The sequence below is a fragment of the Micromonospora sp. LOL_021 genome, assembly GCF_048060215.1.
In the GTDB taxonomy this organism is placed as follows: Bacteria; Actinomycetota; Actinomycetes; order Mycobacteriales; family Micromonosporaceae; genus Micromonospora_E.
Map to the genome: position 1 here is coordinate 1 of NZ_JBHMIN010000072.1, position 23599 is coordinate 23599.

General features: G+C 71.2%; 14 protein-coding genes and 1 pseudogene. 9 read left to right on the top strand and 6 right to left on the bottom strand.

Going from position 1 to position 23599, the window contains the following annotated elements; translation table 11 throughout:
- The 3 genes from ACFHWT_RS28920 to ACFHWT_RS28930 all read right to left on the bottom strand — a co-directional run.
- Nucleotides 1–1195: mechanosensitive ion channel family protein (locus ACFHWT_RS28920; RefSeq protein WP_416597834.1), on the bottom strand; the 1195-nt coding region annotated here is incomplete at its 3' end.
- A gap of 28 nt (nt 1196–1223) precedes the next feature.
- On the bottom strand, nt 1224–1904 hold the full coding sequence (locus ACFHWT_RS28925; RefSeq protein WP_416597835.1) for a BON domain-containing protein: 681 nt from the start codon (nt 1902–1904) through the stop codon (nt 1224–1226).
- 42 nt (nt 1905–1946) lie between these two features.
- Nucleotides 1947–4718: a LuxR C-terminal-related transcriptional regulator gene (locus ACFHWT_RS28930; RefSeq protein ID WP_416597836.1), complete on the bottom strand. Its 2772-nt coding sequence runs from the start codon at nt 4716–4718 to the stop codon at nt 1947–1949.
- Between the two features lie 399 nt (nt 4719–5117).
- On the opposite strand from ACFHWT_RS28930, the gene ACFHWT_RS28935 reads away from it, so the two are divergent.
- The 4 genes from ACFHWT_RS28935 (at nt 5118) to ACFHWT_RS28950 (ending at nt 12059) form a co-directional block, all read left to right on the top strand.
- On the top strand, nt 5118–6212 hold the full coding sequence (locus ACFHWT_RS28935) for a glycosyltransferase family 4 protein (RefSeq protein ID WP_416597845.1): 1095 nt from the start codon (nt 5118–5120) through the stop codon (nt 6210–6212).
- A gap of 189 nt (nt 6213–6401) precedes the next feature.
- Entirely contained in the window at nt 6402–8189 is a 1788-nt protein-coding gene (locus tag ACFHWT_RS28940; RefSeq protein ID WP_416597837.1) for a PP2C family protein-serine/threonine phosphatase, read from the top strand.
- Complete coding sequence (locus ACFHWT_RS28945; RefSeq protein WP_416597838.1) at nt 8189–9226, top strand: cobalamin B12-binding domain-containing protein; 1038 nt, start codon at nt 8189–8191, stop codon at nt 9224–9226. Before ACFHWT_RS28940 ends, ACFHWT_RS28945 begins: the two co-directional genes overlap by 1 nt.
- Before the next feature lie 298 nt (nt 9227–9524).
- Nucleotides 9525–12059: a putative bifunctional diguanylate cyclase/phosphodiesterase gene (locus ACFHWT_RS28950; RefSeq protein WP_416597839.1), complete on the top strand. Its 2535-nt coding sequence runs from the start codon at nt 9525–9527 to the stop codon at nt 12057–12059.
- Between the two features lie 110 nt (nt 12060–12169).
- Here the strand turns inward: ACFHWT_RS28950 and ACFHWT_RS28955 are convergent.
- Nucleotides 12170–12568 (bottom strand): annotated as a pseudogene (locus tag ACFHWT_RS28955) (OsmC family protein); the annotation flags it as partial.
- 356 nt (nt 12569–12924) lie between these two features.
- Here ACFHWT_RS28955 and ACFHWT_RS28960 point away from each other — a divergent pair.
- The 5 genes from ACFHWT_RS28960 to ACFHWT_RS28980 all read left to right on the top strand — a co-directional run bounded on the left by ACFHWT_RS28960 (nt 12925) and on the right by ACFHWT_RS28980 (nt 20734).
- Nucleotides 12925–15225, top strand: a complete 2301-nt coding sequence (locus ACFHWT_RS28960) for a HelD family protein (protein ID WP_416597846.1) — start codon at nt 12925–12927, stop codon at nt 15223–15225.
- A gap of 370 nt (nt 15226–15595) precedes the next feature.
- Nucleotides 15596–15754 (top strand): hypothetical protein, encoded by a 159-nt coding sequence (locus tag ACFHWT_RS28965; RefSeq protein ID WP_416597847.1) that lies wholly within the window; start codon nt 15596–15598, stop codon nt 15752–15754.
- A gap of 14 nt (nt 15755–15768) precedes the next feature.
- A complete protein-coding gene (locus ACFHWT_RS28970) occupies nt 15769–17211 on the top strand; it encodes a class I SAM-dependent methyltransferase (RefSeq protein ID WP_416597840.1) in 1443 nt (480 codons plus the stop codon).
- Nucleotides 17204–19288: a sulfatase-like hydrolase/transferase gene (locus tag ACFHWT_RS28975; protein WP_416597841.1), complete on the top strand. Its 2085-nt coding sequence runs from the start codon at nt 17204–17206 to the stop codon at nt 19286–19288. Before ACFHWT_RS28970 ends, ACFHWT_RS28975 begins: the two co-directional genes overlap by 8 nt.
- A 162-nt stretch (nt 19289–19450) precedes the next feature.
- Complete coding sequence (locus ACFHWT_RS28980; protein ID WP_416597842.1) at nt 19451–20734, top strand: citrate synthase; 1284 nt, start codon at nt 19451–19453, stop codon at nt 20732–20734.
- A 59-nt stretch (nt 20735–20793) separates the two neighbouring features.
- On the opposite strand, the gene glgB is transcribed toward ACFHWT_RS28980, so the two are convergent.
- Both glgB and ACFHWT_RS28990 read right to left on the bottom strand, forming a co-directional pair.
- Nucleotides 20794–22728: a 1,4-alpha-glucan branching protein GlgB gene (glgB, locus tag ACFHWT_RS28985; protein ID WP_416597843.1), complete on the bottom strand. Its 1935-nt coding sequence runs from the start codon at nt 22726–22728 to the stop codon at nt 20794–20796.
- A partial coding sequence (locus ACFHWT_RS28990; RefSeq protein ID WP_416597844.1) for a glycosyltransferase family 4 protein occupies nt 22725–23599 on the bottom strand: 875 nt, incomplete at its 5' end. The genes ACFHWT_RS28990 and glgB, both read right to left, overlap by 4 nt.

Below are 23599 nucleotides of genomic sequence, written 5' to 3' on the forward strand. Positions count from 1 at the left end.
CTGCCGGGGCACGGCCCGGCGCTGACCGACTGCGCCGCCGCCGCCCGGTTCTACCTGGCCCGCCGGCGCCGGGTCGTCCCAACCGGACCGTGCCCGTCCGTCCGGTCCATGGACCGGCGGTTGCATGCCGGGCCGGCGGCAGCGCTTCCTCCTCTTCGACCGGAGCGGCCAGCTCGCTGCGGGCCCTGGGCAGCCAGTCGGGATGGTGCCGGCGGAGGAACGTGAAGATACCCTCGCGTAGCTCGCACCGCAGGTCCCACGAGCTGGGCGCGTCGGCGGCCGAGGCGAGCAGCCGTACGCAGATGGTCGTCTCGGTCGCGTCGACCACCTGCATCACCCACTCCCGGCGGTCCCACAGCGCTGAGGCGTCGACGATGCGGTGCGCCTCGGCCCGCAGCACGTCGATGTCGGCGGTGAAGTCCAGGTGCAGGATCACGCTGCCCAGCACCTGCGCCTCGTTGCGGGTCCAGTTCTGGAACGGGGTGGTGGTGAAGTAGGACGTCGGCAGGATCAGCCGGCGCTGGTCCCAGACCCGTACCACGACATAGGTGAGCCGGATCTCCTCGACCCGGCCCCACTCCTCGTCGACCACCACGACGTCGTCGAGGCGCAGTTCGTCGCTGAAGGCGAGCTGCAGCCCGGCGAACACGTGGCCGAGCACCGACTGGGCGGCCAGGCCGGCCACCACACCGGCCACGCCGGCCGAGGCGAGCAGAGACGCGCCCAACGCCCTGAGCTGGGAGAACGTCATCAGCGTCGCGGCCAGCGCGACGATACTGATGATCACCGCGGTGAGCCGGCGGAGCAGACCGATCTGCGTACGGGCGCGTCGCCGCCGTCGATTGTCCGCCATGTCCACCGGCAGCCGGCGGAACGCGGTGTCCTCGAAGACGAACAGGATCCGGATCACCAGCCAGGCACCGGCGTAGATCAGCGCGAGCAGCAGGATGTGCAGTGCTTCGTCGCGGACCTCGCCGGTGATCCCGCTGAACGGCACCGCGAGCAGCAATCCGGTGACCAGCAGCGTGGCGCTCCATGGCCGGTGGCATTCCCGGTGCAGCGTGTTGAGGAACGGTGCGACCCGGCCGCGCGCCGCGTGCCGGACCACCCTGCCGGATAGCCAGGCCAGGGCCAGCGAGCCACCGACCGCGGCGACCACCGTCGCCACCGCCCGACCCAACTGCTCGTCCCACACGGCCCGGTGACCTCCGTCCGCAGTCCGGTCAGCTACCGGGTTCCACGGTGATCCGGTTCTCCACGGCGGTGACTCCCGGCGCCGACCAGGCGATCCGCTCCGCCTCCTCGCGTTCCAGCCAGGAGCGGACCACCCCCTTGACGATGACCCGGCCACCGTCGGTGTCGACGGTGACCTGCCGGGCGTCAGTGGCGGCGCTGCGCGCCAGCGCGTCCTCGATGCTGCGTCGCAGTTCCGGTGCCGATGGGTTGATTCGGGGGCGGACGGCGATCAGATTGGTCACCCCGCGCACCCCGGAGAGCCGGCGTACCGCCCGCTCCGCCGCTCGGCGCTGGAACTCCCATTCGACCTCGCCCTTGAGCGTGACCCACCCGTGGGCGACGGTCACCTCGAGCCGTTCGATCGGAACGAACGCGTCCCACTCCAACGCGCGGGTGGCGGCGCCGGCGACATCGGCGTCGGTCCGCTCCGCGGAGCTGGGTAGTCGTACCTCGATATCGTTCGCGACCGCGGTCACCCCGCGCACCCGGTGGGTGGTGCGCTCCGCCGCCCACTTCTTGCCGTAGTTGTCGACCCAGCCCAGCAGCGTCACCACGCCCTCCAGCACGGTCACGCCGATCTCGTTGGGCTGGACCCGGGCGTCCCATTTGAGTTCCTCGAGGACGTCACGCTGGATCTCCTCGTCCGTACGCACCGTCGCGGCGGTCAATGTTCCTCCAACGAATGTCGTCGTACCGGGCTGCCGGTGGACTCAGAGCAGACGCAGTTCACGTGCCCGGCGTACGGCTTCCCGGCGGCGGGGGGCACCGAGCTTCTGGTAGATGTTGCGGACGTGGGTCTTGACTGTGTTCACCGACAGGAACAGCTCGGCGGCGATCTCCCCGTTGGACAGCGTCCCCTGCAGGTAGCGCAGTACGGTCATTTCCCGGTCGGTGAGCGGTTCGGCCAGCGCCGGTGCCGGACGGTGCCGGTCGGCGTGCCGCCGACCGGCACCGTCGACGAGGTCGGTGACAAGGTTCCGGTGCCGGGTCGGCGAGTCGAGGTGCTCGACCAGCAGGTCCCGCGCGGGGGAGCCGGCGTGGTTGAACACCAGCCGGTGACCGTCCGGGGCGGCCAGGTCGAGCACCTGTTCGAGCAGCCTGCGGGCCTGACGCTGGTCGCCCATCCGGTGGGTGGCGACGGCCGCGACCAGCCCGGCGTTCAACCGTTCCAGCAGGGTCACCGGCTGGCGTTCCGGACGGAGCACCAGCGGGTCCGCCGGTGATCCGCCGTCCGGTGCCGACCACTGGGGGAGCACCGCGAGCGCATCGGCCGGTCCGTCGGCGAGCAGATGCAACCGGGCCAGTGCGATCGCCACCGCCGGTGCGCGGTCGTTGTGGATGTTGTCCAGCAGCAGTTCCCGGGCCCCGTCGAGGTCGCCACAGGCCATTCGGGCCTCGGCGAGGGCCAGCCGGCGCAGCCGGCCGTGCTGACCGTCGGGCGGCTTGCGGTCCACCGGCGTCGTCGTCAGCAGATCGGCGACCGCGGCGAAGTCCCCCTCCGCCTGTCGAAGCGCGGCCTGGACCACCGGGAGCAACTCGCTGACCGTTTCCGGTGTCCCGGGCACGACCAGTGCTGCGGCCAGATCCAACTGCCGGGTCGCGTCGGGCAGTTCGTCGCGGTAGAGGGCGACCAGGGCGAGTGCAAGATGAGCGGCGGCGGCGTGGCCGGCACACCGACGTCCCGGGCAGGCCGTGGTGACCAGGGCCTGCTGAGCGGCGCGGTCCGCGGCCGTCAGCTCACCTCGCCGGGCATGCAGCAGCGCCAGTTGACCGGCGGCGTACCGGGTCGGGCAGCCGTACCCGTCGGTTGCCGGGGTGGTGGCCAGACCGGTCAGCACCGCCTCGGCGCCCGTCAGGTCGCCGCGACCGAACCGGACGGTTCCGAGCATCGCCGTCGCCACCGCGCGTGCCCGCTTACCCAGCGTCTCCGTGCCCCCGGCCGGTGCACTTGCGGTCATCGCGGCCAGGCCGGTGGTGGCGAACAACTCGTCGGCGTAGCTCAGCGCCTCGTCGTACCGGCTCCCGTCGATCGCGACCACGAGCCGGGTGGCGATGCTGGTCGGATCCGGGCCGCAGTGATCCGGCAGCGGCCCGGCCGCCAGCCGGCCAGCGGTCTCCAGCCGGCAAGCGGTCTCCAGCCGGCCAGCGGTCTCCAGCCGGTCGACGGCGGCAGCCAACGCCAGGCCCGGATGGCCGGGGGCCAGGCCGGTGGGCAACGGGGTGTGCCGGGCGTCCTCGTGACCGCAGAGCAGTAGTTCGGGCCAGTGCTCGTCGACCAGTTGGCCGGCACCGGGCAGGTCACCGCAGGCCAGCCCGTGCCGGACCGCGGCCAGCGGCCGGCCGTGAGCGCGATGCCACCGGTACGCCCGCTCGTGCAACTGCGGGATCTCGTCAGGGAACCGGCTGCTCAGCTCGGCGTACAGCACATCGCTGAGCATCCGGTGACAGCGGTACCAGGTCGGGTCGCCGCCCGCAGCGACGATGAAGCCGGCGGTGTCGCGGGCAGCTGCGGCCAGTTGCTCCTCGCCGTCGTCGCGCCCGGTCAGTTCGTCGGCCAGAGGTCCGCAGACCCGGTCCAGCACCGAGGTGCGGACGAGTGCCTGACGCGTCAGCGCGGCCTGCCCGGCGAGCACCTCGGCGGACAGGTAGTCGGCGGCCGGGTCGGGATCGGCACCGACGTGTTCCCGTACCGTCGTGGGTCTTTCGCCGGCCTGCAACGCCAGACCGGCCAACCGGACCCCGGCGGGCCACCCCTCGGCCCGGTGGTGCAGTTCGCGGATCTGGTCGGTCGCCGGGCCGAGACCCTGCGCGTCGACCAGACGGGCACTCTCGGTCAAGGTCAGCGCGAGCTCGGCGGTCCGGATCTCGGTCAGCTCACCAGTCAACCGGTACCGGTGCAGCGCGAGTGCCGGTTCGGTGCGGCCGGCCGCCACCAGACGCAGTCGCCCACGGCAGTGCCGCAGCAGGAACTCGATTCCCCGGACCACCTCGAGATCGGTGATCGTGTGCGCGTCGTCCAGCACCAGCAGGACCGGCTCCGGCTGGGCGGCGATCACCGACGCGAACCGGGGCAGGAAGAGTTCGGGATCGGCGCGGCCGGGAGCAGGCGGCGCGGGCCGGTCCGGGTGCCGGCGGGCCGTCTCGGCGGCGAGCGCCGCATGCAGGTACGACCAGAACCGGTGGCCGCGGTCGGCGGACTCCAGAGTCAGCCAGATCGCACTGCCCCTGGCCCGTCGGCCGACGAACCAGCCGGCCAGCAGCGCGGTCTTGCCCCATCCGGCCGGTGCGACCAGCAGTGTCAACGGGCCACGCGTACCGACCTCCAACCGGGCGGTCAGGCGCGGCCGGTCGAGCAGGCCGGCCGGTGGATCCGGCGGGGCGGTCTTCGATCCGAGCAGTGGCACCGGATCGAGGTTCGTCGGGGCGGTCGGCCGGAGCGCGTGATGGTGTCCCGCCACGGTTTCCTGTCCGGCTGTGCGCATCGCCACTCCCGTCGCCGTGCCGGCGGTGCTGCCTGCGCGCCTGCCGGCCCTGACTGTGTGTCGCGGGTGGCGTTCCCCGACCTGTCCGGTTCTAACGCGCCATCGTCGCAGCGGACCACTCCGGTCGAGTGACCTTGGCTCATCCGGGTCGCAGCCGGCGTCGAGCCACGGACTGCGGAAGAAACATGTCCGGTTGTCCGACTCTGTCGGGGGGGGGGACTTCTGCCTGCCGGCGGACACCGGCCGGCAGGCACGCTTCGCGCTGACATATCAGTTTTTGTCCCTCCCTACCGGGTACCCGGTGCACATCCGGCCGTAGTGTCGGCTCAGCGCAGGGGGTGCGCCGTGAACGATGTTGCGTCCACGCACACCGAGCAGCACAAGCCGCTGCGGATTGCCATGATCGTGCCGCCCTACTACGAGCTACCTCCGCCCGGCTACGGCGGCGTCGAGCAGGTCTGCGCCGCACTGGTCGACGCGTTGGTCGCCCGAGGAAACGAAGTGACGCTGTTCGGAGCCGGCAGCCGGACCGGGACCGCCGCGAACTTCGTCAGTACCGTCCGCGAGTTGCAGTCCGACCGGCTCGGCCACTCACTGCCGGAACTGGTGCACCTGGCCCGGGTGGACCGGCTCATCGAGGACGACACCTTCGACGTCGTGCACGACCACACCACCGTCGGTCCGCTCGCCGCCGCCCGCCGACGGGTACCGACGGTGGTCACCGTGCACAACTCACCCGACGGCGAGCTGGGTGAGTATCTGCGCGGTATCGACCGGGCCGTCGCGTTGGTGGCGATCTCCTACGCGCAGCGCCGCGTGGGTAGCGGCCTGCCGTGGGCGGCGACTGTGCACAACGGGCTGGCCGCCGACGTACGGCCCAAGCCGGTGCCGGCCGACGGCCCGGTGTTGTGGCTCGGGCGTTTCGCTGCGGACAAGGGCCCGGACCTGGCGATCGAGGCCTGCCGTACGGCCGGTGCGCCGCTCGTTCTTGCCGGCAAGGCGACCGAGCCGTCCGAGCGGCGCTATCTCGAGGACGTCGTCCAGCCGATGCTCGGTCCTGACGTCGAGCTGCTGGTCAACCCCGATCGACAGCGGTGCTGGCAGCTGCTCACCGAGGCCCGGTGCCTGCTCATGCCGATCCGCTGGGAGGAGCCGTTCGGGATGGTGATGCTGGAGGCGATGGCCTGCGGCACCCCCGTCGTCGCCCTCAACCGGGGTGCGGTGCCGGAGGTGGTGCGACACGGCGAGACGGGGATGGTCTGCACCGACCCGGCCGAGCTGCCGGAGGCCATCGAGCGGGCCGGGCAACTCGACCCGCAGGTGTGTGCGGAACACGTACGGCTGTCGTTCTCGCCGGATCTGATGGCGTCCCGGTACGAGCGGATCTACCACCGGTGGAAGTACGCGATGTCGCTCGCGGCGCCGATCGACGGCGAACCGGAGCCGGCGCAGCGACCGGAGCACGACCTGTTGCCGCTGGTGGTCGACGGCTGAATCCGGCCGGTGCGAGCGGTCGGGGGTCGCCGCCCGCACCGGCCCCGCAGGGGGCGGCCCACGACCCGCGACTGCGCGACTGCCCGGGTGGCGGTTCGTGACCAGCCGCGTAGGGTGGAGCCTGAGCGACGGTCCCGGTGCGTCTGTCCGGGACCGGTGGAGCGGGATCAAGGGAGTGGGGCCTGGCTGGTGAGCACCGCCGACGTCACGGACTGGGAACCGGGCGACGGGCGCGTCTGCACACCCGAGTCGACGGCGACGGCGACTTCCGCAGCTGTCCCGCCCGGTGCCACGGCTGATCCTCGACTCCGGCAGAGGGAGCCGATCCCGCCGTCCGCCGCAGCCCCGAGCGGACCGCCCGGGCAGGCCACCGTCGACAACTTTCGCGAAGGGTTGCTGATCTGCGACGGTGCCGGGGTGGTCCGGCAACTGGACGCCACCGCCCGACGGCTGCTGCCGGAGCTGGTTCTCGGGGAGGTGGTCGCCGCCAGTGGCATCGCCGGGCTGGATCCGGCCACCTGGGACGGTGCCTCCGCCGCGGAGCTGACCCACCACGGACACCGGCTGCGGTTGCGCCGGGTTCCCTTGGCGCACGACCAGATCGCCTGGTATGTCGACGACGCGACCGAGCCCACCGCGCGCGCCGACGCCCTGCTCGCCGAGCGGGCCCGCTGGATGTTCCTGGCCAACGCCAGCCAGCAACTCGGCAACCCGCTGCACGAGGACCGGGCGGCTCGGGCCGCAGTGCGGCTCGCGGTGCCGACGCTGGGACAGTTCGCGGTGCTGGTGGTCGCACCCCGCCGTGGTCGCGCCCACTGGTGGCGGGCCAGCGACCCGGGTACCGGTGGGAAACCACCGGTCGACGGCGGCACGATCGCGGTGGACGAGTTGCCGCCGGCGTTCACCGAGGCGTTGCGTGGTGTCGAGGCGACGTCCCTGGACTGGCTTGCCGAGCAACTCGTCGACCTGGGTTGGCTGTTCCCGCCGCCAGGCCGGGACTTCGCCGTACGGGTCGCCGCCCTGCCGGGCAGCACGCATCCGACTGGTGTGCTGCTGGTCGCCCGACCTGGTCCGGTCGGGTACGACGACGCCGACCTGCACCTGTTGCGGGGGTTCGCCGCCCGCGCCGGCTCCGCGCTCGACGCCGCGGTGCTGTACCGTCACCAGGCGGAAATCGCGGAGACCCTGCAGGCTAGCCTGTTGCCGGCGGCGCCCCGACCGGTGCCGGGTGTGCAGTGGGGCACAGCGTACCGGCCGGCCCCGTCGTCGCTGCGTATCGGCGGCGACTTCTACGGCGCATTCGACCTGCCCGAGCGCGAGGTGCTGTTTTTTCTCGGCGATGTCTCCGGTAAGGGCGTCGAAGCGGCGGTGTTCACCGGTCAGGTACGCCAGGCGCTGCAGGCGCTGCGTAGTGTCGAGACCGATCCGAGACGACTGCTCCGGCTGCTCAACGAGTCGGTCCTGGAGACGACTCAGGCTCAGGGGCAGGGCCGGTTCGCGACGATGGTGCTGGGGTCGGCCCGTCCGGGCCGCGACGGTGGTCTGACGCTCACCCTGGCCGGTGGTGGTCACCTTCCGCCGGTGGTGCTGCGCGGCGACGCGACGGTGCGGACGGTGCCGCTCAGCGGCATGCTGATCGGCGTGGTCCCGCAACCGCGGATCGGTCAGTTGACCGTCGACCTCGCGCCCGGTGAGACGTGCCTGCTCTACAGCGACGGGGTCACCGAGGCCCGTGGCGGGCGGTACGGCATCGAGCAGTACGGTCTCGACCGGCTCACCCAGGCGCTGCAGGGGTGTCATCAGATGCCGGCGCCGGCACTCGCCGAACGGGTGGAGCAGTTGGCGGGGGACTGGCTGGCCGGCCGCGACCACGACGACATCGCTGTGCTCGCGATCCGCGCTGATCCGGCCGGCCGGCGGCAGCGGGACCGGCGTCCGCCCGCCGTGCCCGACCCAGGGCCGGAGAACCGACGGTAGTGGTCGCTCCGTCAGCGGTCGAGGCGGGTGGCGCGTACCCGGCCCTGCTGGCCTGCCTGGCGGCCGCAGACGAGGTAGCGGCGCTGGCGTTGGCCGACGAGTTGCTGGAGGCCGGGGTCCCGGCCGAGTCGGTACTGCTGGATCTGATCGCGCCGGCCCAGGTCCAGGTCGGCCGATGGTGGCAGCGCAACGAGTGGTCGGTGGCCCAGGAGCACGCGGCGACGCACATCAGTGAGTTGATGGTCGCCGCGGTCACTACCCGGGCCGCACCCCGGCCACACCGGGGCAGGGTGATCGTGGCTTGCCTGGACGGGGAGTGGCACGCGCTGCCTCCCCGACTGGTCGCCGAGGTCCTGCGGCTGCGTGGCTGGCAGGTCACGTTTCTGGGCGCAAGTGTGCCGGCCGTGCACCTGATGACCTATCTGCACCGGCACGACCCGGTGGCGGTGGCACTGGCCTGCGCGTTGCCGATGCGCCTGCCGCAGGCACATCGCACCATCCAGGCCTGCCAGCGGGCCGACGTGCCGGTCCTGGTCGGTGGCCGGGGCTTCGGATCCGACGGCCGGTGGGCCCGGGCAATGGGGGTGGCGTGGGCTCCGGACGCCCGGTCTGCGGCGGACCTGCTCGCCGACACCGACGGTGACCTGCCCCGGACGTTCGGGGCGACCAGCCGGCTCGGCGGCGAGGAGTACGCCGCGCTGGTGAGCCGGCGCGCGGAGATCATCGACGTCGCGCTGGACGATCTGCGGCACCGGGAACCGTCGACGGCCGGCTACACCACCGGGCAGTGGGACGCGACGATCGTCGATCTCGGTTTCCTGGTGGACTTTCTTTCCGCTGCGGTCTACGTGGACGACTCCACGTTGTTCGTCGAGGCCGTCGACTGGACGACGGAGGTACTCGGGTCCCGTGGCGTCCCGGTGACAGGCATTCGACGCACTCTAAGTGCATTTGCGAGTGCATTGCGTGACTGTCCTCGGGTCTGTCGGTTCCTGCTCGACGGCCGGCGAGCCCTTGACCCCTGCGATCGAAGGTGATTTCCCTGGCGAAGCCGACGGATTCGATGGCTGGCGGTTGATCGATCTGTCCCTTGTGTGGCACTAGTCGCGGACGTGTTTACCGACTGTTCCCAAAAACGGGCGCAAAGTAATTAACGCAATAATAATCGCGTACTGGCGCAAAAGACATTTAGCTATACCAAGCGCAACTTATCTTCCCTATCCTTCGGGTGTATCCCAGGGATTGAGGAGGTGGCGACATGCGTGACAACGATTGGTTGTGATCCCGGACCTGTTCGATGGACGGTGAGTTATGAGACGCTAACGCGAGGCTCATGTGGATGAAGCTGTCCAGACGAGAAGTGAGGCGACGACGACGGTGCGTGGCGACGGGGTGAATCGGCGACTGACGCCGCTCGTCGGGCTCATCGTCTGCTGTGGCCTGGTGGCGATGGCATGGGCGGTGTCCGGGATCGGCGCACCGCTCAGCCTCCCCGCCCTCTATCACCCCCTGGTGCTCACCAGTCTCGTCGCCGTGGCGAGCGGCTGCACCGTACCGATCCGGATCCGAACCCCGCAGGGCATCTCGCCGACCAGTGCCGCGGTGCTGGTGTCGGTCGCGGTGCTGCCGGTGCACTGGGTGGTCGTGTGCACGGCCGTAGGCGTGGCCGTTGGGCGTTCCGTCGCTCGGTCGGCGCCGGTCAAGGTGGCGTTTGCCACAGCCAAGGAATCGATCGGCGCGCTGGCTGCGGCGGCGGCGGCGACGTGGGCCGGTCTCGCGCCGGTGCTGGGTGGCACCAGCCACCTGACCCGGTCCTGGACCGTCACCGTCGTCTCGCTCTGCGTGGCGGCGCTGGCCTACGCGGCGGTCGACGAGACGTTGCCGGTGCCGGTGGTCGCGCTGGCGGATCGGACGTCCTGGCAGCGGGTCGTGCGCCGGGGTGCTCGGATGCGGGCCGGTGTGAAGGTCGCCACGTTGCTGCTTGCCCTGGCCACGGTGGTCGTGGTGGCGGTCGACGCACGCCTTCTGGTGGCCACCCCGTTGGCGGTCCTGCTGCTGCACTCCAGCTTTCGACGGCGCCTGCATCTGGCCGAGGAACGGTCGGCCTGGCGGCAGCTGGCCGAGACCACCGACGCCCTCAACAACGTGGACCTCGATGCGGTACTGCGCACCGCGTCGTCCGGAGCCGCGCGGCTCTTCTCGGCCCGAATCGTCGAGATCGAGTTCCAGCACGGCCCGCAGCGACGCCTGGTGCGGGGTGATGAGCACGGCTTACGGTACGACGGTCCGGTGGATCATGCGGGGCCCGGTGTCGGCGGTGACCTGGTGACGGTGCCGCTCGGCGCCACCGGTGACGCCGAGCAGGCCGCCGGTGCGCTGCGGCTCGCCCTCGCCGGCGCGGGTCTGTCCGACCGCGAGCGCTACACGTTGCGTACCTTCGGCGCGGCGCTGACCACCGCGATCCGCAACGCCATTGCCTACGCACAGGTGATCGACCTTGCGGCCCGGCACGAGCACGACGCCACCCATGATCCGCTGACCGGCCTGGCGAACCGTCGACACCTGCGGGAACGACTCACCGCAGCGTTGGCCGACCGGCGTAGCCTGCCGCGAACCGCTCTGGTGCTGATCGACCTCGATCACTTCAAAGAGGTCAACGACACGCTCGGACACTCCGCCGGTGATCAGGTTCTGGTCGAGGTCGCCCGACGGCTGGACCGGGCCGCCGCCGGCGACCTCGTCGCCCGACTGGGTGGGGACGAGTTCGCCATCGTGCTCACCGGACACGCGGCACCGGCGCGCGCCGAGCACCAGGCGGCACGGATCCTGCAGGTGCTGCGTGACCCGATGGACCTCAACGGGATCCGGATCAGCCTGCGGGCCAGTGCCGGACTGGCCACGGCGAACGGCAACGCCAGCACCGAGGAGCTGCTGCGGCGGGCGGACGTGGCGATGTACCAGGCCAAGGAGAGCGGCCGCGGGCTGAGCAGGTACGACCGCAGTCGCGACACCGCCGACCCGGACCGGCTGGCCCTGCGCGGTGAGCTTCCCGCCGCGCTGGCCGGTCACCACTACGCGGTCGGCTTCGAGCCGATCGTCGATCTCGGCAGCGGATCGGCGGTCGCCGCCGAGGCGGTGGTGCGATGGGGCAACACTGACCTCGGTGACCAGCCGGCGGCCGGGATGCTCGCGCTGGTCGAGCGCTCCGGCTGGCTCGCCGAGTTCACCCGGGGGATGTTCGACCGGACGCTCGCCGCCACGCGGCTGCTGCGGGACGCCGGCTTCGTGCTTCCCGTGTCCATTGGCATCTCCGCGCGGAGCCTGCTGGATCCCGGGTTCCCCGCCGACGTGCGGCACCGGCTGGACATGCACCGGGTGCCGGCTGATCAGCTGATCGTCGAACTCACCGAGACGACCGGGATCAGCTGCCCGGACATGGCGCTGAGCGCCCTGCACCAGTTGCACGACGACGGGGTGCGGATCGCGTTCGCTGGATTCGGCACCTCCGACGCGCCGCTGTCCGCGCTGCTGCGCATTCCGGTGCACCTGGTGAAGGTCGACCATCGGCTGCTCGCCGTACCGGAGAACTCGCCGGCGGCGCTGCGGTCACTGATCGGCCTGGGTCGCGACCTCGCACACACCGTGGTCGCCAACGGTGTGTCCACTCCCGGGCAGCGACGGACGCTGTGGGAGCTGGGCTGCGCCGCCGGTCAGGGCAGTCTGTTCGGTCCGGCCGCCGCCGACGTCGACGAGCTGGTCTCGATGCTGCGCCGCGGCCGCGACGGGGTCGTCGGCGTGCTCGCCCCGAGCCTGCATCCGGGGGCGAACATCGTCCGCATGCCGCGGCTGCGTCGGGCCGGATCAGGGTGACCGTGAGCCGGACCGCGTCAACGTGGCGGCATCCGGACCGGGGCACCGTCGCTACCGACCGGGTGGCGGTGCTCCGCCGCGGTGCAGTCGTCGTCCGCTCTGGCGGCGACGACGTCGACGGTGTGCCGCGCACTGTCCTGTCCGGAGAACGGCCAGAGCAGGTCGGCCCGGCGGGCCAGCGCGGAAAGCTGCTCGACGGTCAGCCCGCAGGAGGCGACGCTGGCCCGCACGTCGGCGCGGTACCGGCCGTCGGGGTCGCGTCGTAGCCGGGTCTCGGCGTGCACCTCGACGGTGTGCGACTCGTCGGTGATCTCGGAGGCCGCCTCGACCGCCGCGTGGTGCAGGCAGGACGCGAACGCTGCGGCCAGTAACTGCTCCGGGGTGAGGCCGCCGCCGTGCGGTGCCAACGGGGAGGCGAGCCGACTGGAGAACTCGCCGTCGTCGGTACGGACCCGACCCGCTTCGGCGGTTGCCGAAGCCTGGTGGACCCAGGGTTCCGAAGCACCCATCACGCCTCCTCCGCGTCCTGCCCGGCGGCTGCGTACCCGTGGGTGACACGGCGAAACGCTGGCGGATCGGTTGGCGACACCGACATCGGGCCGGTGGCGCGGCGAGGCAAGCGAGAAAGGCGGTAACGGCCACCAACGGCTACCATTGTCGTTTCGTCAACGACAGCCACACAAGAAAGACGCCTCTACGGCGTCTGACTAAGACAGATAACAACAAGGGGGCACAGTTGTCAAGTGCGGTGCAGGCACCCGGGCGTGACAACATCAACGGTGTGGACCAGACCGTCACCGACACCGACCGGCCCGAGGACCTGGACCGGGCCGCCGACCTCGCCGCGGAGCAGCAGTACGTCACCATGCTGCATGAACAGCTGGACGCCCTGCGGGGGATGGCGCAACAGCGGCTCGCGGCCGCGCTGCGGCAGACCGGTGGCACGCCGCAGGCGCGCTCCGAACGCGAGGCCACGGTGGCGCTGCACACCGAACGAATCGCGCAGTACAGCGCGGTGGAGAACGGACTGTGTTTCGGTCGGCTCGATCTGACCGACGAGGGACACCGCTACATCGGCCGGATCGGGCTCTTCGACGAACAGGGCGACTACGAGCCGTTGCTGATCGACTGGCGGGCTCCGGCCGCCCGTCCCTTCTACCTGGCGACCGCGGCGGCGCCGGACGGCGTCCGCCGCCGCCGGCACATCCGTAGCCGGCTGCGGACCGTCACCGCGATCGACGACGAGCTGCTCGATCTGGAACTCGCCCGGGACCACCCGACGAGCACGCTGACCGGTGAGGCGGCGCTGTTCGCCGCGATCACCGCCGGTCGGACCGGGCGGATGAAGGACATCGTCCAGACCATCCAGGCCGAACAGGACGAGATCATCCGGGCACCGGTGGACGGGGCGCTGGTGGTCCAGGGAGGCCCGGGTACCGGTAAGACCGCCGTCGCGCTGCACCGCGCCGCGTACCTGCTCTATACCCACCGCCGGGAGCTGTCCAGCCGGGGTGTGCTGGTGGTCGGGCCGAACGCGACCTTCCTGCGGTACATCGCTCAGGTGCTGCCGTCGTTGGCCGAGACCGGGGTGCTGTTGCGTACCCCCGGGGAGCTGTATCCCGGGGTGCGTGCGACCCGGACCGAACCGGACCGGGTCGCGGAGATCAAGGGTCGGGCGGCGATGGCCGAGGTGGTGGCGGCCGCGATCCGGGACCGGCAGGAGGTGCCGGACGAGCCGGTGCTGGTCGACGTGGACGGCCACCAGTTGCGGATCACCGCGCAGATCTGCGCCGACGCGCGCGAACGTACCCGCCGGTCGGGACGGCTGCACAACCTGGCCCGCCCATTGTTCGACACCGAGATCGTGCACGCGTTGGCCGACCAGATCGCCGCCGAGATCGGCATCGACCCGTACGCGGACGATCCGCTCGGTGGCGACGACGCTCCCGGCGACCCGCAGGTGCTGGCCGAGGCCGACCTCGCGGAGATCCGACGGGAGCTGCGCGCCGATCCGGCGCTGCGGTCGGTCCTGGACCGGTTCTGGCCGGTGCTGACTCCGCAGCGGCTGCTCACCGAGCTCTTCGCCTCGCCCGAGCGGCTCGCGGCCGCCGCCCCCGACCTCGGTCCTGCCGAACGCGACGCGCTCCGCCGCGCCCCCGGCGGTGGCTGGTCGCCGGCGGACGTACCGCTGCTCGACGAGGCGGCCGAGTTGCTCGGTGTCGATGACAGCGCGCAGCAGGCGCTCGCCGAGGCTCAGCGCCGCCAGCGGCTCGAGTACGCCGAGGGAGCGTTGGATGTGCTGCGCGGGTCGGAGTCCATCGACGTGGAGGACGAGGCGGAGCCGGAGATCCTCGGCGCGACCGACCTGCTCGACGCCGAGGCGCTGGCGACCCGGCAGGTGGCCGGTGACCATCGAACGGCTGCCGAACGGGCGGCGGCGGACCGTACCTGGACCTTCGGTCACGTGGTCGTCGACGAGGCCCAGGAGCTGTCCGCCATGGCGTGGCGCCTGCTGATGCGCCGCTGCCCGAACCGGTCGATGACGATCGTCGGGGACGTGGCCCAGACCGGGGCGCTGGCCGGCGCGGCCTCCTGGGCGCAACTGCTGCGGCCGTACGTGGCCGACCGCTGGAGGCTGGCCGAGTTGACGGTGAGCTACCGCACTCCGGCCGAGATCCTGTCGGTGGCTGGTCGGGTGCTCGGCGCCATCGATCCCGCCGCCTCGGTGCCCCGGGCGGTCCGCGAGTCGGGCGTGCCGGTTCGGTGGGAGCGGGTGCCCCGGGCCGGCCAGCTCGTCGACCGGTTGGTCGAGCTGATCCGGGCGGAACTGCCCGCGGTCGGCGACGGCCGGCTCGGGGTGATCGTGCCGGCTGGCCGACACGACGGGTTGGTGGCGCCGGTTCGGGCGGCGGTGGACCGGGTCGCGTCCGGTGAGCAGCCCGATCTCGAGTCGCCCGTGGTGGTGCTGACCGTCGCGCAGGTCAAGGGGTTGGAGTTCGACTCGGTCGTGGTGGTGGACCCCGCCGCGATCCTCGCTGACTCGCCACGGGGCCGCAACGATCTGTACGTGGCGCTGACCCGGGCCACCTCGCGGCTGGCGGTGCTCTACCCCGGGGACCTCCCGTCGATTCTCGGCTCGGTCGGTTCCGGCGACGCTGGCAAGTAGGCCGACTAGCAGGTCGGCTGGGCGGCGAGCGGTACGGCCCGGTCCGCCGGAGCGGAGGAGACCGCGGGCCGTTGCCGAACCGTTATCTGTCCCGGTCGGGGCATCCGGCTCGTCGACCAGTTGTGGACGAGCCGGGTGCACCGCAGGGGGCAAAGGCGATAAATGCTGTCGAAACAGTGCAAGCTCGTGCTCGTTTCCGATCGTCGGGTCGCGGCGGTGCCGGTGGGGCTGGCGGTGCCCAGGGGGCCGGCCGCGTAGGGTGGTGTACGGCAGCTGTCCGTAAGATGGCGGGCCGGACAACGCTCGGTTGCGTCGGCCCTTGCGGGTCGCAGTTGACGGACGTACCGCACGAACTCGACACAGTTGGGAGGTGGCCGGCGTGGAGAACGTGGCCTACCTGGATGCCGGCTCTGGCAGCCTGATCGTCCAAGCGGTGGTGGCTGGCGCCGCCGGCATGGTCGTCGCGACCAAGCTTTACTGGCGCCGGCTGGTCAGCCGGTTCCGTAAGCAGCCCACCAAGAAGGACTGAGCGGCCCGGCACCGATGATCTCCGAATCGACCACCTCGACCCCCCGTGACGAGCCCGGCTCGTTCCGGGATCCGGACAACCAGGTCTTCTACGCCGACGGCGCGGTGCTCCGCGGCCTGGGACCCCAGGCCGCGAGCGACTGGGCGGCGGTCCGGGACAGCGCCTTCCTGGCGCCGCTGATGGCCGCCGGCAAGGTCGTCGCCACCGAGACCGTCGAGCCGGGGGACCTGCCCGCGGCGGTCGCCGACCGGTGGACGACGGTGCTGCGACACGAGCGGGTGCCGTTCGTGTCCTACCCCTACGAGTGGTCCTTCGCCCAACTGCGCGACGCCGCCCGCCTGCACCTGGAGGTGCTGGACGCGGCGCTCGCCGACGGGGTCACCATGACTGACGGCTCGGCGTACAACCTGCAGTGGCGCGGGGCCGACCCGGTCTTCATCGACGTGGGCTCGTTCCAGCCGGCCGCTCCCGGTGAACCATGGGCCGGCTATCGGCAGTTCTGCCAGACCATGCTCTACCCGTTGATGCTGCAGGCGCATCTGGGCCTGGACTTCCAGCCGTTGCTGCGGGGCCGTATCGACGGCATCGAGTCGGGTCAGATGCGGCGGCTGTTCCGCGGTGCCCGGCGGTGGCGGGCCGGCGTGTTCAAGCACATCCACCTGCACGATGCGATGCAGAGCCGGCACGCTTCGGCCAGTACCGGATCGGTGCGGGCGGAGATCCGCGACGCCGGTTTCTCCACCGAGCTCGTCCGGGCCACGGTCCGGGCCGTCGCCAAGCTGGTGGACCGCCTGGACTGGGCACCGCCGGGCAGTCACTGGGTCGACTACCAGCAGACCTGTACGTACTCCGACGCCGACCGGACGGCGAAGACCGCCTTCGTCGACGCCGAACTCGCCGCGCACCGCCCGGGGACAGTGTTCGACCTCGGTGCCAACGACGGCACGTACTCCCGGATCGCCGCCGCCCACGCCGAGCAGGTGATGGCCGTGGAGAGCGACCCGGCGGTCGTCGACCACCTGTACCGGCGGCTGCGCGCTGACGGGCAGCGGCGGATCCTGCCGATCCTGATGGACCTCGCCGACCCGTCGCCCGGTGGTGGCTGGGCCGGTGACGAGCGTACGTCGTTCACCGCCCGGGCTCGGGCGGACACGGTGCTGGCCCTGGCGGTCATCCACCATCTGGCGATCGGGCGCAACGTGCCGCTGCCAAGGGTCCTGGACTGGCTGACCGGCCTGCTGCCGCCGGGCGGCAGCACCGGCCAGATGATCATCGAGTTCGTCCACCCGGACGACCCGATGGCCCGGCAACTGCTCGCCAACAAGCCCGCCGGGCTCTTCCCCGACTACCACCGGGCGGAGTTCGAGCGGCTGCTCGCCGAGCGGTACGAGATCACCCGGCGGGAGGAACTCCCGTCCGGCACCCGGACGTTGTACGCCGGGGTTCCGCGTGGCTGACGCGGAACCCGGTACCGCTGCGGCGGTGCCGGCCCCGCGTACCCAGCGGTCGACGGAGCTGCGTCGGCTGCTGGAGATCGTCGCACTGTGCGGCCTGGTCGTCGCGCAGCCGTTGCTGGACGTCGTCGGGCGCAGCCCGGACTTCTTTCTCTTCCACGGCGCCGGGACGACCGAGATCCTGCTGCTGGTGGCGTTCTACGTGGTCGTACCACCCCTGGTCTGCTGGCTGCCCGGCGCGCTGATCGGACTGGCCGGTCCGCCGGTCCGCCGCACCGCTCATTTGGTGACGGTCGGGCTGCTGCTGGTCGCCCTGGCGGTACAGGTCGGCAAGCATCTGTTGCCGATCCGAGGCCTGCCGCTGCTGACCGCCGCGCTGCTGGCCGCCGCCGCCGTGACCTGGGCCTACCAGCGCTGGGGTGGGCTGGGGCAGCTGCTGCGGCTGGCCGCCGTCGGACCAGCGGTCTTCGTGGTGCTGTTCGTGTTCACCTCGCCGGCCTCGGCGGTGGTGCTCGGCAGCGAGCAGACCAGCGCCGGGCCCGGCACGGCCACTGGCGACGGCGAACACCCACCGGTGGTGGTGCTGATCCTCGACGAGCTGCCGCTGTTGTCGCTGCTCGGCCCAGACGGGCGGATCGACGCCGAACGCTACCCGCACTTCGCCGAGCTGGCTGCCGGTTCGACCTGGTACCGCAACGCCACTGCGGTCAGTGGCTGGACCCCGTACGCGCTGCCGGCGATGCTGTCCGGCCGGTACCCCGAGCGCGAGGTGGCACCCCACTACTCCCAGCACCCGGACAACCTGTTCAGCGCGCTCGGCGGCACCTACCAGGTACGGGCGCAGGAGAGCATCACCGAGCTCTGCGCGCCGAGTCGATGTGCGGCGGAGCCCACCACGGCGGCCCTGCCGGTGCTGTTCCAGGAGACCGCTGCCCTGCTCGGCCAGATCCTGTCGCCGGTGGAGAACCACGACGACCCGACGGCGAGTTTCCGCGAACCGACCCGTCGCGACGCCGGGCTCACTGGCACGGCCGCGGCCGGCGTCGACGCCCCGACCGATCCCAGGTTCCGGTTCGACGCCCTCGACGACAACCAACCAGCCCGGTTCACCACGTTCCTCGACGGCCTGGCGACCCCGGACCAGGGGCCGACCCTGCATTTCCTCCACCTGCTGATGCCGCACGCGCCGTGGAGCTACCTGCCGTCCGGTGTGCGCTACGAGGCTCCCGAGGACTTTCCGAACGAAGGCGCCGGCTGGGTGGAGCTCGCCCGTCAGCGGCACCTGGCCCAGCTCGGCTACACCGACGGTCTGATCGGACAGACCCTGGCGGCGCTGCGGTCGAGCGGCCGCTACGACGACGCGCTGCTCGTTGTCACCGCCGACCACGGGGTGAGCTTCACCCTCGGGGAGCAGGGGCGGGGCATGGGTGCGGTGCGGGCCGCGCCGGCCGAGGTGCTGTGGGTGCCGACCTTCGTGAAGGAGCCGGGCCAGCAGGCCGGTCGGGTCGACGACCGCAACTGGGAGCATGTCGACCTGCTGCCGACCATCGCGGCGCACGCGGGCATCGACCTGCCGTTCGAGGTCGACGGCCGATGTGGCAGCTGCCCGCCCCGGGAACGGGCGGACAAGCAGTTCCGGGACGTTCCGGGTGAGCCGGTGACGGTGCCCGGCCCGGCGACGTTCACCGCCCTGACCACCGGCCAGGCCGGTCCGCCGCTACCCGCGCCGCTGGTGCCGGAGCTGGTCGGCCGCCCGGTCACGGACCTGCCTGTCACCGACGACGGTGTTCGCGCTAGCGTCAGCAACGCCGGCAGCTACACCGACGTCGACCCGGCGAGCGGCAACCTGCCGGCGCTGGCGTACGGCGAACTGCCCGACCAGGTGACGACCGGCGCTCCGCTCGCGGTGGCGGTGAACGGGCGGATCGCCACCGTGGTGCCGGCACTGGCCCCGGACGCCAAGGGGCGGCGGTTCGCCGCACTGATCACCGACGAGTCGCTGTGGCGCTCCGGTGACAACCGGGTGGAGATCTTCGAGGTGGTCGGTGACGGTACCGAGCTGCTGCGGCGCACCGACTGACTGGTGCTTTCATCCGTTTCTGGGGTGTTTCGTGGTGCCCGGCCACCGGATCGGGTGACGCATCCCTCACCCTCACCTGCTCGCTGCGGCAGCGCACCACCGCAGGATTACGGTAAGAAATGAGGCACTCGACGAAGATCTGCCGGCGAAGTGAGGGACCATATGACGGATGTGAAGCTGGACCATCCCGGTGGCCAACTGTCGATGCCGGTGCAGCCGGCTATCGAAGGTCCGCCCGGGATCGAGGTCGGGGCGCTGCTGAAGCAGACCGGTCACGTCACGTTCGACCCGGGCTACGTCAACACCGCCTCCTGTGCGTCGGCGATCACCTACATCGACGGCGATGCCGGGATCCTGCGCTATCGGGGCTACCCCATCGACCAACTGGCCGGCAAGGCGTCCTTCCTTGAGGTCAGCTACCTGCTCGTCTACGGCGAGCTGCCGACCAGTGACGAGCTGGCCGCTTTTAGTGAGCGGATTCGGCTGCACACGCTGCTGCACGAGGAGATGCGCCGGTTCTTCGACGGCTTTCCCCGGGACGCGCACCCGATGGCGGTGCTCTCCTCCGCGGTGAGCGCCCTGTCGACCTTCTACCAGGACAGCCTGGATCCGTTCGACACCGACCACGTCGAAATCTCCACCGTGCGGCTGATGGCCAAGGTGCCGACCATCGCCTCGTACGCGTACAAGAAGTCGATCGGCCAGCCGCTGCTCTACCCGGACAACGCGCTCGGCTACGTGGAGAACTTCCTGCGGATGACGTTCGGCGTGCCGGCAACCGAGTACCAGGCCGACCCGGTCATCGCGCAGGTGCTGGACATGTTGTTCGTGCTGCACGCCGATCACGAGCAGAACTGCTCGACCTCGACGGTGCGGCTGGTCGGCTCCAGCAACGCCAACCTGTTCGCCTCGGTCTCGGCCGGGGTCAACGCGTTGTTCGGGCCGCTGCACGGCGGTGCCAACCAGGCGGTGCTGGAGATGCTGCAGGAGATCCACGCCTCCGGCGGCGACGTGCAGAACTTCGTCCGGCGGGTCAAGAACAAGGAGGCCGGGGTCAAGCTGATGGGCTTCGGCCATCGGGTCTACAAGAACTACGACCCGCGGGCGGCCATCGTCAAGCAGGCGGCGCAGGACGTGCTGGGCCGGCTGGACAAGCCGGACCCGTTGCTGGACATCGCGATGCAGCTGGAGGAGATCGCGCTCGCCGACGACTTCTTCGTCTCCCGCAAGCTCTACCCGAACGTGGACTTCTACACCGGGCTGATCTACAAGGCGATGGGTTTCCCGCCGAAAATGTTCACCGTGCTGTTCGCCCTGGGCCGACTGCCCGGTTGGATCGCGCAGTGGCGGGAGATGATCGCCGACCCGACCAACAAGATCGGCCGCCCCCGGCAGCTCTACGTCGGTCCGCAGGAGCGTCAGTTCGTCCCGGTCGACCAGCGCTGAACCTTGTCGGCGGGGTCGCCTGCGGTCGCAAGGCGACCCCGCCGACGGCGTCGGACGGGTCAGCCGACGTGTGCGTCGGCCGCCGGTCGGCCATCACCGTCGTTGGTCGGCGCCACCGGGTCCGGGCGCAGCCAGACCGCGGCGAACGGCCCGACCTGCAGTACGGCGGACGCCGGCTGACCGTGCATTGGCGCAGCGTCCGCCGCGACGGCCCCGAGGTTGCCGACGTTCGACCCGCCGTACCACTCGGCATCGGTGTTGATCGCCTCCTGCCATCGGCCGGGCCGCGGCAGTCCGATCCGGTATCCGTGCCGGGGTACGCCGGAAAAGTTGACCACGCAGGCCAGGACGCTACCGTCGCGGGCGCGCCGGAGGAACGAGACGACGTTGGCCTCCCGGTCGGTGTGGTCGATCCACCCGAACCCGTCCGGTGTCACGTCCAGCTCCCACAATGCCGGGCACTGCCGGTACACCGCGTTCAGGTCCCGGAGCAGGTTGCGTACCCCGCCGACCGCCGGGTCGGCGGCCAGTGACCAGTCGAGTCCGCGCTGTTCGCTCCATTCCTGCTCGTCGGCGAGTTCACTGCCCATGAACAGCAGTTGCTTGCCGGGGAAGGCCCACATGTAGGCCAGCAGCCCGCGCAGGCCGGCCAGCCGCTGCCATCGGTCGCCGGGCAGCTTCGCGGTCAGCGAGCCCTTGCCGTGCACCACCTCGTCGTGGCTGATCGGCAGCAGGAACTGCTCGGTGTGCGCGTACGCCGCCGGCCAGGTCATCTCGTCGTGGTGGTGGCTGCGGTGCACCGGATCGCGGGCGAGGTAGCTCAGCGTGTCGTGCATCCAGCCCATGTTCCACTTGAGGCCGAAGCCGAGCCCGCCCCAGTCGGTGGGTCTGGTGACCCCCGGCCAGGCGGTGGACTCCTCGGCGATCATCACGACGCCCGGATTGAGCCGGTAGGCTGTCGCGTTGAGCTCCTTGAGCAACTCGATCGCCTCGGTGTGGGCGTTGCCGCCGGAATCGTTGGGCAGCCACTGACCCGGCCCTCGCGAGTAGTCCAGGTACAGCATCGAGGCGACCGCGTCGACCCGTAGCCCGTCGACGTGGAACTCCTCCAGCCAGTACAGGGCGTTGGCGACGAGGAAGTTGCGTACCTCCCGCCGGCCGTAGTCGAAGATCAGGCTGCCCCAGTCGGGGTGCTCGCCACGGCGCGGATCCGGATGTTCGTACAGCGCGGTGCCGTCGAACCGGGCCAAAGCCCAGGCGTCGCGGGGGAAGTGCGCCGGCACCCAGTCCAGCAGGACCCCGATACCCGCGCCGTGCAGCCGGTCGACCAGATGTCGGAAGTCGTCCGGAGTGCCGAACCGGGAGGTCGGCGCGTAGTAGCCGGTCACCTGGTACCCCCAGGAGCCGCCGAACGGATGCTCCATCACCGGCATGAACTCCACGTGGGTGAAGCCCAGGTCCGACACGTAGGAGACCAGCTGGTCGGCCAGTTCCCGGTAGCTGAGCCCGGGTCGCCACGAGCCGAGGTGCACCTCGTAGACGGACATCGGCCGGGCGTGGTGGTCACCGCGCCGGTTACGCAACCAGTCCGCGTCCTGCCAGACGTACCCGGACTGGTACACCACCGAGGCCGTTCGGGGCGGCACCTCGGTGGCCTGCGCCATCGGGTCGGCCCGGTCCGCCCAGGAGCCGTCGGCCCCCTGGACGCGGTATTTGTACCGCTGGCCGGCGACGACGCCCGGCACGAAGCCGGCCCACACGCCACCGGATCCGAGCCGGTCCAGCTCCTGGCCTTCGTACGGGCCCCAGCCGGGGCCGTCGCCGATCACCCGGACCCGGCGGGCGTTCGGCGCCCACACCGCGAACCGGCATCCGCCGGGCTGCGGGTGGGCGCCGAGCATCCGCCACAGTTGTTCGTGGCGTCCTTCGGCGAACAGGTGCAGGTCGATGTCGCCGATCGTCTCGGTCAGGGCAGCCTCCCGGATAGCGGTCATCTGCTCCCCGCGCCGGCGAGGAGGTTTCCGTCCGGGATGACGATAGTGGCCTTTCCGTGCGCCATTCGGGCGGCCGCCCGTTCGGTGGCGAACGCCGAGGACTGGACGATCGCGGCGGAGTAGGTCGCCGCGGTACGGTGCGCGATCGCCGTCCAGCCGTACTGGTCGTGGACCATCCGGCGGGCCTGTCGGGCCACCTGCCGGGCCAGCGTCGTGTCGGCCAGCAGGGTACCGACCGTGTCGGCCAGTCCGTCCGGGTCCTTCGGCTGGAAGGTCATTCCGGTGACCCCCGGTTCGACGATCTCGGCGAGGCCACCGGTGGCCGACACCGCCAGCGGCGCGCCGGCCGCGGCGCCCTCCAACGCCACCATGCCGAACGGCTCGTAGAGGCTGGGCACCGCGAAGCAGTCCGACGCCGCCATCAACGCCGGTAGGTCGGTGCCGCCGAGGAAACCGGGCAGCGTGACCGCGTCGCGTAGCCCGAGCCGGTCGATGTCGGCCTCCAGTTCGGCCCGGTACGGCCCGTCGCCGGCGATCACCAGCCGGACGTTGGGGTGCTGGCGGCGTAGCCGGGGCAGCGCGGCGATCAGGTGCTGGACGCCCTTCTCGTAGACCAGCCGGCCGACGAACGACACCAGCGGCCCGTCGCCGGCGAACCGTGCCCGGGCGGCGGTGACCGCGTCCGTGGGCACCTGCCAGCGGCGGGCGTCCACCCCGTTGGCGACCACGTCGACCCGGTCCGGGCGCACCCCGAACAGGCTCAGCACCTCGTCGCGCATGTAGCCGGAGCAGGTGATCACCCGGCCGGATTCGTGGCCGAGCCAGTGTTCGATGGAGTGGATGGACTTGTTCATCTCGTCGGGGAGCCAGC

Bases quoted from the DNA above. Each gene is read 5' to 3' on its own strand.
- ACFHWT_RS28930 (WP_416597836.1), bottom strand. From the start codon at position 4,718: ATGCGCACAGCCGGACAGGAAACCGTGGCGGGACACCATCACGCGCTC.
- ACFHWT_RS28935 (WP_416597845.1), top strand. From the start codon at position 5,118: ATGATCGTGCCGCCCTACTACGAGCTACCTCCGCCCGGCTACGGCGGC.
- ACFHWT_RS28960 (WP_416597846.1), top strand. From the start codon at position 12,925: ATGCTGCATGAACAGCTGGACGCCCTGCGGGGGATGGCGCAACAGCGG.
- ACFHWT_RS28970 (WP_416597840.1), top strand. From the start codon at position 15,769: ATGATCTCCGAATCGACCACCTCGACCCCCCGTGACGAGCCCGGCTCG.
- ACFHWT_RS28980 (WP_416597842.1), top strand. From the start codon at position 19,451: ATGACGGATGTGAAGCTGGACCATCCCGGTGGCCAACTGTCGATGCCG.
- glgB (WP_416597843.1), bottom strand. From the start codon at position 22,728: ATGACCGCTATCCGGGAGGCTGCCCTGACCGAGACGATCGGCGACATC.